The sequence below is a fragment of the Silvibacterium bohemicum genome (assembly GCF_001006305.1).
Classification (GTDB): domain Bacteria; phylum Acidobacteriota; class Terriglobia; order Terriglobales; family Acidobacteriaceae; genus Silvibacterium; species Silvibacterium bohemicum.
Window position 1 is genome coordinate 108,362 of record NZ_LBHJ01000001.1, and the last position, 14,129, is coordinate 122,490.

Annotated in this window: 13 protein-coding genes and 1 other RNA gene; 9 read left to right on the forward strand and 5 right to left on the reverse strand. The window is 59.5% G+C overall.

Features of this window, described 5'->3' with window-relative positions:
• Positions 1–5 precede the first annotated feature (5 nt).
• Entirely contained in the window at positions 6–1,181 is a 1,176-nt protein-coding gene (gene dprA / locus XX99_RS00510) for a DNA-processing protein DprA (protein WP_050057431.1), read from the reverse strand.
• Positions 1,182–1,324: 143 nt separating this feature from the next.
• Here dprA and XX99_RS00515 point away from each other — a divergent pair, with 143 nt between their 5' ends.
• The gene (locus XX99_RS00515; protein WP_184084448.1) at positions 1,325–2,248 is read left to right on the forward strand and encodes a menaquinone biosynthetic enzyme MqnA/MqnD family protein; all 924 of its coding nucleotides are present in this window, start codon (positions 1,325–1,327) and stop codon (positions 2,246–2,248) included.
• Between the two features lie 42 nt (positions 2,249–2,290).
• Positions 2,291–2,956, forward strand: a complete 666-nt coding sequence (locus XX99_RS00520) for a YqaA family protein (RefSeq protein ID WP_050057432.1) — start codon at positions 2,291–2,293, stop codon at positions 2,954–2,956.
• A gap of 261 nt (positions 2,957–3,217) precedes the next feature.
• Here the strand turns inward: XX99_RS00520 and XX99_RS00525 are convergent, their stop codons facing one another.
• Entirely contained in the window at positions 3,218–4,234 is a 1,017-nt protein-coding gene (locus tag XX99_RS00525) for a beta-ketoacyl-ACP synthase III (protein WP_050057433.1), read from the reverse strand.
• Positions 4,235–4,350: 116 nt separating this feature from the next.
• An RNA gene (gene ffs / locus XX99_RS26495) (signal recognition particle sRNA small type) lies at positions 4,351–4,448 on the reverse strand.
• Between the two features lie 71 nt (positions 4,449–4,519).
• On the opposite strand from ffs, the gene XX99_RS00530 reads away from it, so the two are divergent.
• The 7 genes from XX99_RS00530 (at position 4,520) to XX99_RS00560 (ending at position 10,754) form a co-directional block, all read left to right on the forward strand.
• Positions 4,520–4,774 (forward strand): hypothetical protein, encoded by a 255-nt coding sequence (locus tag XX99_RS00530; RefSeq protein WP_050057434.1) that lies wholly within the window; start codon positions 4,520–4,522, stop codon positions 4,772–4,774.
• A 40-nt stretch (positions 4,775–4,814) separates the two neighbouring features.
• Positions 4,815–6,335, forward strand: a complete 1,521-nt coding sequence (rimO, locus tag XX99_RS00535) for a 30S ribosomal protein S12 methylthiotransferase RimO (RefSeq protein WP_050058039.1) — start codon at positions 4,815–4,817, stop codon at positions 6,333–6,335.
• A gap of 29 nt (positions 6,336–6,364) precedes the next feature.
• The gene (locus tag XX99_RS00540) at positions 6,365–6,595 is read left to right on the forward strand and encodes a DNA gyrase inhibitor YacG (protein WP_050057435.1); all 231 of its coding nucleotides are present in this window, start codon (positions 6,365–6,367) and stop codon (positions 6,593–6,595) included.
• Complete coding sequence (locus tag XX99_RS00545) at positions 6,576–7,112, forward strand: phosphatidylglycerophosphatase A family protein (RefSeq protein WP_082125133.1); 537 nt, start codon at positions 6,576–6,578, stop codon at positions 7,110–7,112. The genes XX99_RS00540 and XX99_RS00545 overlap by 20 nt, the downstream gene beginning before the upstream one ends.
• A 17-nt stretch (positions 7,113–7,129) precedes the next feature.
• On the forward strand, positions 7,130–8,170 hold the full coding sequence (locus XX99_RS00550) for a gluconolaconase (protein ID WP_050057436.1): 1,041 nt from the start codon (positions 7,130–7,132) through the stop codon (positions 8,168–8,170).
• Between the two features lie 48 nt (positions 8,171–8,218).
• Positions 8,219–9,463 carry a competence/damage-inducible protein A gene (locus XX99_RS00555; protein WP_050057437.1) on the forward strand — a complete coding sequence of 415 codons (1,245 nt, stop codon included), beginning with the start codon at positions 8,219–8,221 and terminating at the stop codon, positions 9,461–9,463.
• 181 nt (positions 9,464–9,644) lie between these two features.
• Positions 9,645–10,754 (forward strand): hypothetical protein, encoded by a 1,110-nt coding sequence (locus tag XX99_RS00560; protein WP_050057438.1) that lies wholly within the window; start codon positions 9,645–9,647, stop codon positions 10,752–10,754.
• 133 nt (positions 10,755–10,887) lie between these two features.
• Here XX99_RS00560 and XX99_RS00565 read toward each other — a convergent pair whose 3' ends face one another.
• The gene (locus XX99_RS00565; RefSeq protein WP_082125134.1) at positions 10,888–13,104 is read right to left on the reverse strand and encodes a tetratricopeptide repeat protein; all 2,217 of its coding nucleotides are present in this window, start codon (positions 13,102–13,104) and stop codon (positions 10,888–10,890) included.
• The gene (locus XX99_RS00570; RefSeq protein WP_050057440.1) at positions 13,101–13,676 is read right to left on the reverse strand and encodes a redoxin domain-containing protein; all 576 of its coding nucleotides are present in this window, start codon (positions 13,674–13,676) and stop codon (positions 13,101–13,103) included. The genes XX99_RS00565 and XX99_RS00570 overlap by 4 nt, the downstream gene beginning before the upstream one ends.
• Positions 13,677–14,129 lie beyond the last annotated feature (453 nt).

A 14,129-nucleotide genomic window follows, 5' to 3' on the forward strand; every position in this document is an offset into this window, starting at 1 on the left:
AAACATCAAAAACACTTGACGAAATTTTTTCCCGGAAGTTGCCGCACGCGACCGGCGAGTTCCAGTTCGAAGAGCGCGGTAAAAATCTCCGACGAACTCAGTTCGTCCTCCAACTCTTCCATGATCTCGTCCATCTGCCGCGCCTCGTCGGGCTGCAGAAGAGCAAGCAGGCGAGTTTCGTGAGGTGAAAGTCCCTCTTCCTTAAATAACGATGCAGCAGGGGTCGCATTCGATGCAAGCCCCTCCCGCTTCTCCAGCTGCAGGCGGATCTGCGAAGGAAGGTCTTCCCACAGATCCTCCCATGTCGCGGTGAGCTTTGCGCCCTGCTTAATCAGCGTGTTAGGTCCCCATGCGTTTTTGGTTGTTACGTTGCCGGGCACGGCGTAAACGTCCCGATTCTGCTCGATGGCGCAGCGCGCGGTTACCCGCGTTCCACTGTACTCTGCCGCCTCGACGACCAGCACGCCGACGCTCATGCCGCTGAGAATGCGATTGCGTTTGGGAAAATTTTGCGGAGCGGGGAAGGTTCCGAGCGGAAGTTCGGAGACGATCGTTCCTCCTCCAGCGACGATCTGTTCGGCGAGAGATTTATTTTCCTTGGGATAAATTACGTCGATGCCCGTGCCCCACACGGCGATGGTGGGGCGGCTGGCGGCGATCGCTCCTTTGTGCGCCGAGGTGTCGATGCCGCGTGCCATGCCGCTGACGACGATGAGGCCGCGATGCGCGAGATCGCGCGACAGCATCTCCGCCATTCCGGAGCCGTAAGGCGTGGGATGGCGGGTGCCCACTACTGCGATCGATGGCTCGGAGAGAAGCTGCGCATGGCCGCGCAGCCACAGCAGAGGAGGCGGCTCGAAGATCTCGCGCAGGCGCTCGGGGTAAGCCTGATCGGAGTAGGTCAAGAAAGATCCGCCGGTCTTGATGAGCTCCTCCATCTGCTGGTCGGCTGCGGCTCGCGCCTGGCCGCCGGCGATGAACTGCACGCTCTCGGCGGGGAACTGCAGGCCTTCGAGCTCGGTGAGGCGCATCTCGAGAATCTTCGCAGCGGTTCCGGCGTGTTCGATGGCGCGCAGGATGCGGCGGGGGCCGAGCTTCGGCGTCATGGCCAGAGCCATCCACGCCATGCGCTCGTCATTCAACGCAGGGACGGATGGCGCACCAGCAAGTGCGGTCGTCATGCAAAGGCCTCGGAAGAGGGAATCGCAACCCGTCTATAAATGCAGGTCCCGTCTATGAATGCAGGTCCCTCTAGGAATTTGGTTCAGGATTTGCTCGGAGGTTAAGCGCGGTCCGAGGGGAAGTCAAGGAGAAGCCGGACAGAATGATCCGTTCGGCCGTTACGGAAGAGTGGCGAGCCGGATTGTTACACTGGTTGGTGAACACGGCCTCCCGCAAGCTAGTTATCGCTGCCATTGATTTCGTCAACCCTGCACCGCTGATGTGGGACTTCGAGCACGAACCGCGCAAGAGCGAGCTGGCGCAGCGGTATACGATTCTCTCTTCGACACCGGCCGAATGTGCGCGGCGCCTGCAGTCGGGAGCTGCCGATATCGGATTGGTTCCGGTCGCAGCGTATGCGCTGGCGTCCGGGCAGCGCATCATTCCAGGCTGCACGGTCGCTTCGCTCGATATCATCCGCTCGATTCTGCTGGTGGTGCGCGCTGGTGATGGAGTCACTGGAGTGAAGAGCGTCGCGCTCGACACCGCATCGCTGACTTCGGCGACCTACACGCGCATTCTCTTTGATAAACGGTGGAAGATTTTTCCAGAGTTTCTGCCGCATGCTGCAGACCTTGACGCGATGCTTGCAAAAGCCGATGCCGCGTTGCTGATCGGCGACCCCGCTCTGCTGGCTCTCGAAGACCGCGAGAAGCGCGAGGCGCGAACCGGCGAACGGCTGGAGTATCTCGATTTGTCGCATGAATGGCGCAGCTGGACGGGCACGCCCTGGATCTCGGCTTTCTGGTCGGTGCGCGATGAAGCTTTCTCGCCGGAGACGGTCACTGCGGCGCAGGTGGTCGAGGACTTTCAGCATTCGCGCGACAATGGGCTGGTGCACACCGAGGATCTGGTGTCGGAGTGGTCGGCACGCATCGCCGTTCCTGCAGCCACTCTGCGGACCTACCTTACTCGCAACGTTCATTACGTTCTGGACGATGCCTGCCTCGACGGCTTGAACCTTTTTTACCGATACGCAGCAGAATGCGGCGCGCTTCCAGCGGTGCAAACACTCAAATTTCTCTGATATTTCGAGAGCTGGCGACCTGAGAGCCGTGCATCGCGTCCAATGAGCGTGCTCCTAGCCCAAAAACACGCTGCTCCCAAGCGGTTGGTGCCTCACTGGCTCATTCATCTGGGGCTTCTCGGCGTGTTTGCGGTTGCGATTCTCGATGCCTCGCCGATTCCTCTTCCCTTGCCGGGCAGCACGGACCTGTTGATTCTGGTTCTCGCCGCGCATCGCGGCAATCCCTGGCTTCTTGCTATTGCCGGAATCGCGGGCAGCTTGATCGGTGCTTATACCACCTGGGAGGCGGCAAAAAAAGGCGGCATGGCCATGGTGCAGCGCTATGTGCCGGAGCGATTCCTGAAGCGAATCGAGCCATGGGTCAAGCGCAATGGCATGTTGAGTGTGATGGTGGCCTGCGTTCTGCCGCCGCCGATTCCGCTGCTGCCGTTTCTGCTCTGTGCCGGGGCGCTGGGCGTGGAGCGGCGGCCGTTTCTAACGGCGGTCGCGATTGCGCGCACGGCTCGTTATGGACTGGTGGCGTGGCTGGGCGCGGTCTATGGCCGCCGCGTGATTCGTCTCTGGTCAGGCTACGCGGCCGGATGGTCGGACGTTATTTTGTGGAGCTTTATTGGGCTGGTAATCGCGGCAATTCTGTTTGGGCTGTGGAAGTATAAGCACGACAAGCGGCGGCTGGGTTCGGCAGAGCCGGTCGGCGCTGCGGGTTGAATGCGTTCGTTCCTTCTCTGAGGAATTTATTTTCGGCGAAGGAATGGTGATGGGATGCGATGATGCTTTCTCACTTGCATCGTCGAGATTCTTCGCTGCGCTCAGAATGACGAACTTACAACTGTTCCTGTGATGGCCCGTTGCCGAAGCAAAATCTGTGGCGGCACCTGCAACTACAGGTCCCTCCACTTCGCTTTGCTACGGTCGGGATGACAATTCTAAGCAAGTGACCAATGACTCAGGGGACTGGCGTGAGGAATTTTAAAATTCCCAGCGCAGCAGCGTTGCGCCGACCGTGAAACCTGCGCCTACGCTGGCGATCAGCACCAGGTCGCCCTTGTGCAGGCGCTTTTCCTCGACGCCGGTGTTCATGGCCAGAGGGATGGTGCCGGCCGTGGTGTTTCCGTAGCGGTCGATGTTGATGATGACCTTTTCGAGCGGCAGTCCGAGGCGCTCCGCGCTGGAGGCGATGATGCGCTGGTTGGCCTGGTGGGGAATGAAACATGCCAGTTCGTTGACGGAGATGTTGTTGCGGGAGAGCACCTTTTCCGATGTCTCGACCATCTTGCGTACTGCGAACTTATAGACCGCCTGGCCGTCCTGATGCACGTAGTGCATCTTTTGCGCGATGGTCTCGGCGGTTGCAGGATGAGCGCTTCCGCCCCCCGGCATTTTCAAGGCTGCAGCTCCCGAGCCATCGATCTCGTGCGCGAAGTCGATCATGCCGATTTCGCCCTCTTCAGTCGGCTCGATGAGGACCGCGCCTGCTCCGTCGCCGAAGAGCACGCAGGTGGTGCGGTCGGTGTAATCGATGATGGAAGACATGGTGTCGGCGCCGATGACCAGCACCTTGGAATGCGCGCCGCTCTCCACCAGCTTGGTGCCCATCTGCAGGGCGTAGACGAAGCCGGAGCAGGCCGCGGAGAGATCGAATCCCCAGGCGCCCTTGGCTCCCAGCTTGTCCTGAACCAGGCAGGCGGTCGCGGGAAAGAGCATGTCCGGCGTGACAGTGGCGATGATGATGGCCTCGACTTCACTGGGATCGATGCCGCGGTTCTTGAGGCAGACGCGGGCTGCTTCGACTGCCATATCGCTGGTGGCCATCCCCGGCTCGACGAGGTGCCGTTCGCGAATTCCTACCCGGGAGTAGATCCACTCGTCCGAGGTCTCGACCATCTTCTCGAGATCTTTATTGGTCAGCAGGCGGGGCGGAACGTAGGCTCCAATAGCACTGATTTTGGCGCGCCGGGCAACAGCTGGACGGACAGCGAGAGTCAATGAACATTCTCCAGAACAAATGATTTCAAAAACCTTATTGTCGCCGAGGCCGGAGAGGGCTGTCCATTGCGGTGCAGGGAGACGCGGAATAGAAGGAGCGAGGAGGGAAAATCTACATGTACCGGGAGACCTGCTGCGCACGCACTAGCCCGTTACCGTTGCTTCCTTCCGGACCTGGCGGGATTGGCGGGATTGCGCCGCGCAGGGCCCGGCACACGTTCGATTCTACCACCTCGGCGGAGGGTGATCTAGCCGCGGTGTAGACTTCCTCCGGAGGTACGGAAGATGGCAGCCACCGCCGCTCACACCTCAGTTCCCGTCGAAGTTTATCTGCGTTCTTCCTATGAGCCGGATGCCGAATATGTTGATGGCGAGATCGAGGAGCGGCCCATGGGCGAATACGAACACTCGTCGTGGCAAGGGGACGGATTTTCACCGCGGAGACGCCAAGGACGCAAAGAGATCGCTTCCGGGTCGGTGGTCCTCCGTGTTCTCTGCGACCTCTGTGGTGAATGCGCTCAAGCATCCGTAATCCGGTAAAATAAAGGGTGTGACCCACTCTCTCCTCGACGAGCCTGCAATCGGTCTCGCCGATTCCTCAAAATCCGTTCCCTCCCGCCCCCGCGTGGGATTCGTCTCGCTCGGCTGTCCCAAGAACCTGGTGGACAGCGAAGTGATGATGGGTCTGCTCGATCGCGCCGGCGCCGAGATGACCTCCGACGTCAACGCCGCGGAGATTCTTGTCGTCAATACCTGCTCGTTCATCGATGCCGCCAAGCAGGAGTCGGTCGACGCCATCCTGGAGATGGCGCAGCACAAGACCGCCGGCACGGCGCGCAAGCTTATCGTGGCGGGATGCCTGGTCGAGCGCTATCGGGACGAGATCCGCAAGAATATCCCTGAAGTCGACGCCGTGGTCGGCACCGGCGAACTGGAGCAGATTCTGGCCGCCGCGGGGCTTTCATCTCCCGCGCCGCAGATTACTGAGCCCTCGCCGTTTACCATTCTGACCGGCGCACAAGCTGCCGCGTCCACCGGAGCCAGGCCGGAAGGCGATCTCCGCGAGCAACAGGGCCGCTTCTCCCGCAACGAGTGGGACGGAGCCGAAGCCCAGCTCCCGCAGTATCTTTACGACCACACCACGCCGCGTTTGCTGGCGACCAAGAAGGCTTCTGCGTACATCAAGATTGCCGAGGGCTGCGACCACCCCTGCAGCTTCTGCGTTATTCCCAATCTGCGCGGCAAGTTCCGCTCCCGGCGTTTCGAGTCGGTAATCACCGAAGCCGAGAGCCTGGTGGCGCAGGGCGTTCGGGAAATTACGCTGATCGGCCAGGACACGACCTGCTACGGCGAAGACATGGGGCTCAAGGACGGGCTGGCGCAGCTTCTGGATCGTCTGGCGGTCATTCCCGGCCTGGTCTGGCTGCGTTTTCTCTACGCTTATCCGAATAAGATCACCGGCAAGCTGCTCGAAACCATCGCGAAGCACGAGAATATTGCCAAGTATCTCGACGTGCCGTTGCAGCACGCCTCCGGGCCGGTGCTCAAGAGCATGAAGCGTGGGGCGAATGCCGAGATTTTCCTGAAGACGGTGGCGAAGGTTCGCGAGACGGTTCCCGGAATTGCGCTGCGTACGTCGTTCATTGTCGGCTTTCCGGGTGAGACGGAGCAGGATTTCGAAACGCTGTGCAATTTTGTCCGTGAAGCGAAGTTCGACTGGCTGGGAGTCTTCGGCTATTCGGATGAAGATGGATCGAAGGCGTTCTCGCTCGGGGAGAAAGTTCCGCAGCGGGTTATCGAAAGCCGCAAGCGCAAGCTGATGACGATTCAGAAGAGCATCAGCAAGAAGGCGAAGGCGGCCTGGGTTGGCCGCGCGCTGGATGTACTGGTCGAAGGCGAATCGGAAGAGACGCCGCTGCTGTGGGAGGGCCGGACGCAGTTCCATGCACCGGAGATCGACGGAACGGTCTATATTAACGACTTCGGTCCGTTCGACGAGCTGGTTGCCGGTCGTTTTTACCGCTGCGAGATTACCGAGGCGCACGATTATGACGTGGTGGCCCGCGTCATTTCCGAGAGTTCAGCATCCATATCTGGATAGAACGATTATCTGAACCGAACAAGTTAAAGATGAGCACTCCTCCGAATCGCGCATTACGTTGTCCGACCTGCCGCACGCTGGTTACTGCCGGAGAAGGAAATTTTCCCTTCTGCAGCGACCGCTGCCGGCTCATCGACCTGGGCAAGTGGGCCAGCGGGGCCTACCGCATCTCGTCGCCAATTCTCGATCCCGATGTCCTGGAAGGACTGGAAAATACTCCGCGACGCCAGGAAGACGACGATGACCGCGGCGACCGCTAAACCTCCAGCTTCCACGTCTCCTGTTTCCACTGCGAAGGTCCGGTGGGGGCGCACGACGTGGGCATGGCTGGCTGGAACCTTCTTCGGGATAGGCTTGCTTCCCGCCGGTCCTGGAACCTGGGCCTCGCTGGCGGCGACGGCTCTCTGGTTTTTCGCGGCTCGGGCGACCCATCCTAGTACATCAGTTCTGGTGGCCGCTACGCTCACGGCGGGCGTGCTCGCGACCCTTATCGGCATCCCCGCGGCATCGATCGTCGAGCGGGAGAGCGGGCGGGAAGATCCGGGGCATGTGGTCATCGACGAAGTGGCGGGACAGTGGATCGCGCTGGCGGCTTCGCCGGTCGAAATTCGTCATGCGCTGCTGGCATTCGCTTTTTTTCGTCTTTTCGATATCACAAAACCTGCGCCGGCTCGCCAGCTGGAGCGGCTGCACGGCGGTCTCGGTATCATGATGGATGATGTTGCCGCCGGGATTTACGCTCTACTCGCGTGCCTGATCGTGCATCATTGGTGGTAAGAGCTTTTTAGGAAAAAATGACGCCACTTATCAAATCCGATTCGGGCAACGCGCCGCGCATCGAGTCCGTTCAGCCGGATGTAACCCTCCCCGGCGGAGAGATCGAGATTCTCGGGGCCAATCTGGGCGCCATTTCCTACCGGCGTCCGGTGGCGATGGTTGGCGAGCTGGCTGCGCGGGTCCTGATGAGCCGCAACAAGCGCATTGTACTGCGCATTCCCGAAGAAGCCGAGAGCGGACGCCTGCGCATTTTGCAGAACGGCGCGCAGAGCAATTCCGTCGATCTGTCTGTCGCATCTCTGCTGGCTAGTGGAGTCCACGCGGTTTCGAGCCCTGCCGTGGATCGCGATGGAAATGTTTACGTTACTTTCTCCGGGTCGCGCGGGCAGGAGACACCGGTTTCTGTCTTCCGCATCGAGAAGGATGGCGACATGCGGCCCTTTCTCAGCGGCATCATGAACGCGACGGGCCTGGCTGTGGGAGAAGATGGCAACCTTTATGTTTCCTCGCGACAAGAAGGCACAGTTTACCGGGTGACCCCGGCCGGAGCGGCGTCGGTTTACGCCGAGGGCATGGGGATTGCCACCGGGATGGCCTTCGATGGCGAAGGAAACCTGTACGTCGGCGACCGCAGCGGCACCATCTTCAAGATTGCTCCCGACCGCCAGATCTTTGTCTTTGCGACTCTGGAGCCGAGCGTTGCGGCTTACCACCTGGCATTCGGTATCGATGGCACGCTGTATGTGACAGGCCCGACGCCGTCCAGCTATGACAATCTTTACGCCATCGACCGGGATGGGGCGATTACGGTTTTCTATCGGGGATTGGGGCGACCGCAGGGTGTCGCGGTCGATGTCTCCGGCGCAGTCTATGTTGCCGCTTCCTTCGAGGGGCGTCGCGGCGTGGTCCGCGTTACGCAGCCGGATGAGGCCGAGCTGGTCATTGCCGGATCGGGCATCGTGGGATTTACCTTCGTTCCCGGCGGAAGCGCGCTCGTGGCCACCAACAGCTCCGTTTATCATGTACCGTTGGGCGTTGAGGGATGGCAACTCTACTAAAGTGAGTGGGCAAGAATTCAATCCTGAATCCAGACTGGCCGGCGCTCGATGAACGCGGAGATCGTTGCCATTGGTTCTGAGCTGCTGACGCCGTGGCGCCAGGACACCAATTCTCTTTATGTGACCGAGCGGCTGAATCAGCTGGGCGTCGCGGTCATCTTCAAGACCATCGTTGGCGACCGGCAAAAACATCTGGTCGAGGCCATTCGCAATGCGCTGGGCCGGGCCGACATCGTCGTGATTATGGGCGGGCTGGGGCCGACCGAGGACGACCTGACGCGGGAAGCAGTTGCCGAGGCGCTCAAGATCGGCCTGAAGCGCAATCCCGAACTCATTGCGGAGCTGTATACGCGCTTCGCGGCGCGGCGGATGCAGATCACGCGGAACAACGAGAAGCAGGCCGATACCCTGGAGGGTGCGACCATCCTCGAGAATGCGCGGGGCACGGCTCCCGGCCAGATGCTGGATACCATCTATGGCGAGCATCGCAAGCTGGTGATGCTGCTGCCCGGGCCGCCCTCCGAGCTGAAGCCGATGTTCGATGAGCAGTGCATGCCGCGGCTTCGCGAGCTGCTGCCGCAGCGGCATATCGCCACGCGGGTTCTGAAGGCAGCGATGATCGGCGAATCCGCGGCCGATGCGCGCATTGCGCCCATCTATCAGCAGTTCAAGGATGTGGAGACGACGATCCTCGCGCATCTGGGAGATATTCAGCTGAACCTGGTGTGCAGCAAATCCATACAGGAAGCGGCGCAGGGGCGGGTGGATGAGCTGGCCGGCCGGATCGAAGAAGAGCTCGAAGATCTCATCTACTCTTCGCAGGGCGAGACGCTGGAGCAGATCGTTCTGTTCTATCTGGAGCTGCGCGCGGCTACGCTGTCGGTAGCTGAGAGCTGCACCGGAGGTCTGATCGCCGAGCGGCTCACTAACATCAGCGGAGCGTCGCGATCCTTTGCCGGGGGCGCCGTGGTTTATTCGAATGAATTGAAGACCGAATTCGCGGGCGTATCTCCGGCGCTTATCGAGCAGCATGGAGCAGTTAGCCGCGAAGTGGCAGCCGCTCTTGCCGAGGGCATTCGAGAACGCTGCAAAACGACGTTTGGCTTAGGTGTAACCGGCATTGCAGGGCCGGGCGGCGGCAGCGAAGAGAAGCCGGTTGGCTTGGTTTATATCGGCGTGAGCGATGGCGAAAGCACCGAAGTGGTTGAGAAGAAATTCACCGGGGACCGTAATCGTATCCGCCAATATGCCAGTCAGCAAGCGTTAGATTTAGTTCGCCGTCGACTTATGTGAAAGTAGTTGTTTTCTCTCCATGAAAGTACCTGGCAGTAAAATTCGTGATAACTAGCTAACCAAATTCTGTCCTTCCGAAATGACAATTCCCTGACATCGATGTGACACGCATCGTACTTTGCTGCGTCTAGTTTCGTTCTGCGAGTCGACTCCCCTCGGCCCGCGCTCTGAATGGAGACTTATGGCAAATGCAACAAATCTTAATAAAGATTCGGTGGGTCGCCGCAAGTTTTTGAAAAGCGGCATGCTCGCCGGTGGTGCAGCTCTTGGCGCTGGATTACTCGCTGGAGGTAAGTCCGCCACCGCCCAGAACGGCGGCGGTGGACTTACCAAAGGCGACGTCGCAATTTTGCGTTTTTTGGCCGCAGCGGAACTTATCGAGTCCGATTTGTGGGTGCAGTATGCAGAACTGGGAGGCCTTACTTCCGGCATGCCCATTGAAGTCGATCCGAACCAGCAATTGAACAGTTATCAGGCGGCTCTATCGAATCTCGATCCCGACGGCCCGCAGTACATCACAAGCAACACCCTGGATGAGATCAGTCACGCCAATTTTCTCAATGGTTATCTGGAATCAAAAAACGAGGATCCGGTCAACTTCGACGAGTTCCGCACTCTGCAGGGGAGCCAAGCCTCGGGGGCTCAGGATATCGGGCGCCTCACCAACCTCATGCACCTGAATGTGGACACCAGCTGGTATATCCGTTATCGCAGCGCCACAAACCCAGATTTCGGCGCCACGTTCCCTCAAGCTATCAAGATCAACAACCGTACTGCCATCCCCATCACTAATGCCGATTTTGACGGAAGCGATCATATCCAGGTCATTGCAAATACAGCAGCCTTCCACTTCGGCTATATCGAGCAGGGTGGCTCCAGTCTGTATGCGGCGCTCAGCCAAAAAGCAAGCAGCCTGGAGGTCCTGAAGATCACTCTCGGGATCGGCGGAGATGAGATCATGCATTTTCTGGAGTGGGTGGACTTTGCCGGTAATGGAGTGCAAGCTCCTGTTGCACCCCGGTCGGCCAATGGCCTGACCTTTCCAAATTTCTTCCAGCCACTCAATCCGCTCGTTCAACCCAGCCTGATCTTCCCGGTTCCTTGCGAATTCATTAGTCCCAATCTGCCTCATTGCTCTGTCATCCGGCCGCTCGATGACAAGTTCGCGGGAGCCGTTGCCACAATCGCCAGCTTTACGGCGGACGGCCTTTTTGTCGGCCAATCCAAAAAGTTCCTCAGCACGCTGCAGACATTGGCAGAGGAAGCGGACGCAGCAAAGCGCGAGCTGTAGACGCCATCTTGCAATCCTTGCAACACGGATGGAATTTGTTCACACCAGGGCCAGAGCCGCGCGACTCTGGCCCGTTTTTTTAAGCGAGCGTAGCCTACGATTGAAAGATCAGGCGAGTTTTGGCACGAGGGCTTCAACCGGGAGGCAGATGGCCCAGGTTCGCCCGCGCCTGCGGGTGGTCGGGAGCGAGCTGCAGCGCGTGGAGAAAGTCGGAGCGGGCTGCGGTGTTCTTGCCGGCTCGCGCTTCGAGCACTCCGAGATTGTTCCATCCGTCGGCGTCGTCACTGGAGAGGCGCAGCGCAGTCTTCTGCTCTGCGATGGCTGCTTCCAGATCTCCTGTACCCTCGAGTGCCTGCGACAGCAGGGAATGAAGCGCGGCATTGTCCGGTAAGAGATGAATGGCCTCGTATAGTTGAGCTGCGGCATCGCCGAGCCGCTCGGACTGTGCGTATGCACCGGCCAGATGTTCGTGCACATCGACATCTCCGGGTTTCTGTTTGACTGCGGCTTCGAGCAGAGCGATGCCTTGCGTAAGCTGGTTGGCTTGCAGCGCGAGATCGCCGAGGTCGTAGAGCGCGACGAAATCATGCGGGTCGATGGTTAGCGCGCGCTGGAATTCAGCTTGAGCGGCGTCGCTCTGTCCTTGAGCAAGCTGCGCGGAGCCCAATCCGCTATGCGCTCCTGCATCGTCGGGGCAATGCTCCAGCATGGCGCGAAACTGCTGCTCCGCATCGGCGGGTTGATCGTGCTTGAGATCGAGGCTGGCCAGATTGAATCGGCTATCGCAGGATTCGGGATGAGCAGTGACGGATTCCGTGAAAGTCTTCTGCGCCTGCTGCCAATCTCCGGAGTTATCGAAGGATGCCCCGAGACCGTTGAGCGCGCGCTCGTCCTCGGGATGTACGGCCAGCAGTTGCTGGAAGGCGGCGATTGCGTCCGTGTACTTGTGCTGGCCTGCGAGAGAGGAGGCGAGGTTGTAGAGCGCGATGACGTCATGCGGATCTTTGCTCAGCTTGTTTTGCATCCACGCGTCTTCCAAAAGCAGCCGTGCATCAGGCCCGTCTTTCGCTGTATTCACCGGCAGCACCTGCAGCCACAGATGCGCCATCTCGTCCTCGGAACGATTGCCGGCCTTCACGCGCACCGGCGGATTGTGAGGGTTGTGCATGTTATCCGCGGAGTTGTCGTAGATGTAATGCATGTGGATGATCGAGCCTTTCGGCAACAGGAGGGGCTTGCGATAGCGATAGACGGACTGGCGATCGATATCCCAATCAGGAATGCGGATCAGCCATTTCTTTTGTGCATCCGGGAGCGCGGCCCATGCCTCGAGCACCTTGCCGAGATAATGCGCGTGAGGATAGATACCCAGCACTTCGACATCGATGGGCAGCTTGAGCTCGTCGTCGACGACAAAGTTCGACCGGCCGGCGGGGATATCGAGCGCGCTGTCGTGCTCGAGCTGCAGAAGCATGGGCTGCTTCGAGGGAGGCTGGTCGGTGAAGTAGAGGCCAATCTCCGCGGAGATGGTTTCGGCCTTGCCGGACGGCTTGAGGTGCATGTTGAGGATGAGGTCATTGCCGGGATCGAGGCGCCAGGGCATGCCCTCGGGCTCGACCAGCACGGCGGTATCCGGCTTCCAGAAAAGGAAATGGCTGTCGGGGTCGAAGTCGTTGCCGGCATCGACTTCGAGCTCCATGCCGGGAACACCCTGCTGCCATTGATCGGGATGTGCTCGGCGAAACGATGCCGAGCGATCGATGAGCAAGTTGGCGTGATGGACGATCTGCGGCGCTCCGGGACGAATCTCCATGGCGCGGATGTAGCGAGTCTCCTTTAGTGGATAGGGCAAAACGAAGTTGCGAAAGACATCTGTTCCCGACGCGGCGAGATGAAATGGTTGCGCGATGGAAAGGATTAAATCGGGTTTGCCATGCTGCCAGGTCTCGCTATATTTCGGCGCGGCGGGAGCCGCCGCTGCGTTGCCTTCCGGCATACCCTGCTTCACCCATTGGGCGAGCTCGGCAATGTCCACGCTGCTCAAGCGACGTTCGTCGGCAAAGTCACCGAAGCCGTGCTCGGGCAGCCAGGGCGGCATGTAATGCGACTGCGTGACGGAGACCATTTGCGCGCCCCATCGCTTCGCATCCTCATAGGTCAGGAGACTAAACGGGCCGCCGCCTCCGGGATGATGGCAGGTGGTGCAGTTCGCGTAGACGATGGGTGCAATGCGGCTCGACCATGTGATCGGGTTTTCTGTTTGCGGTGCGGCATGAACCTGCAATTTTGTAATCGTGCAAGTTACATAAAGAATCGCGGGGATCGCGAGCCAGCTCCATCGTCTTTTCATGGGTGGAGGGTCACAATCGAGCAGCCGACGGGTGGTCCGCCCGGCTGCGGGATGGAACGATGGGCGAGCGCAGCGCGGATGGCATCTTCGAGATCATGATGTGTGGCCTGGGGGCGTTCCCGGCCGAAGGCGATGTAGCGGTCGTCGATACGTCCGCGATAGACCTCATGCAGATTGTTTCCTTCCGGGATGAAGATTGCAGCCTCGGGGGTGACGGTGGCATGCGCCATTTGTGCCAGTGCCTGTGACGTATCGAGCGCTGTCGGCGTGTCGATGGAGTATTCCGCGTTGTGCGCGCGGACTACCTTCGCGCTGTCTCCGGGGTTGGGATAGACGAACCACACATGCACGGCGTCCGATTTGAATTCCCTGGCCAGGCGTTGAATCTCGGGAACGTACCGGTTCGAGATGGGGCAATCGGAGGCGGCAAAGAATAGCACGATTGCATGGGCTTCTGGAGGAGCCAGCCGAGCAAGAGTATGGCCGTCGAGGTCGGTCGCCAGCCGGGCTGTGCTGCTCGCCGATAGGGCCAAGGTGAGCGAGAGAGCGCGGATGGCGAGGCCGGTTAGCAAATCTGTTTCTCCTGCTTTTGGTGTTTGCTGAAGCACACCCATTCTGAATTGGCCGGGATAGTTTGCGCTAGTCTGTGGATTGGAACTGGACTCACGGATGGTTTGTGGCTGTCATGGCCGGATGTATTTCAGAGGCTAAAGCCCCATTAAAACCATGTGCGAAGCGGCACGACTGAAGTCGTGCCCTGATACAGACCCTCTATGGGACAGTGAGACTCTTTGACATGCTTTCTTCTTGAATTCAGAATGTAGGCTCTGACCATAAGATTCGTGATTGCACAGGCAAACTGCAGGTCCTTCGACTCGCTTCGCTCAGGATGACAACTTTTGAGAGGGAGCCGGGAAACATCAACAACGCCAGGCGGCTTATGGAGAGCGAAGAGCTTCCGGTGAGGCGCTGATTGGGTTGTCGATCGATGCGGCGGCCAACGCGATGCCTGGCAAACCGGATAA

What these genes read in the sequence shown, in the direction of transcription:
- XX99_RS00540 (WP_050057435.1), top strand. Translation starts at nt 6,365, where the DNA reads ATGAGCACTCCTCCGAATCGCGCATTACGTTGTCCGACCTGCCGCACG.
- XX99_RS00530 (WP_050057434.1), top strand. Translation starts at nt 4,520, where the DNA reads ATGGCAGCCACCGCCGCTCACACCTCAGTTCCCGTCGAAGTTTATCTG.
- XX99_RS00515 (WP_184084448.1), top strand. Translation starts at nt 1,325, where the DNA reads ATGATCCGTTCGGCCGTTACGGAAGAGTGGCGAGCCGGATTGTTACAC.
- XX99_RS00520 (WP_050057432.1), top strand. Translation starts at nt 2,291, where the DNA reads ATGAGCGTGCTCCTAGCCCAAAAACACGCTGCTCCCAAGCGGTTGGTG.
- XX99_RS00560 (WP_050057438.1), top strand. Translation starts at nt 9,645, where the DNA reads ATGGCAAATGCAACAAATCTTAATAAAGATTCGGTGGGTCGCCGCAAG.
- XX99_RS00565 (WP_082125134.1), bottom strand. Translation starts at nt 13,104, where the DNA reads ATGAAAAGACGATGGAGCTGGCTCGCGATCCCCGCGATTCTTTATGTA.
- dprA (WP_050057431.1), bottom strand. Translation starts at nt 1,181, where the DNA reads ATGACGACCGCACTTGCTGGTGCGCCATCCGTCCCTGCGTTGAATGAC.
- XX99_RS00550 (WP_050057436.1), top strand. Translation starts at nt 7,130, where the DNA reads ATGACGCCACTTATCAAATCCGATTCGGGCAACGCGCCGCGCATCGAG.
- XX99_RS00545 (WP_082125133.1), top strand. Translation starts at nt 6,576, where the DNA reads ATGACCGCGGCGACCGCTAAACCTCCAGCTTCCACGTCTCCTGTTTCC.
- XX99_RS00555 (WP_050057437.1), top strand. Translation starts at nt 8,219, where the DNA reads ATGAACGCGGAGATCGTTGCCATTGGTTCTGAGCTGCTGACGCCGTGG.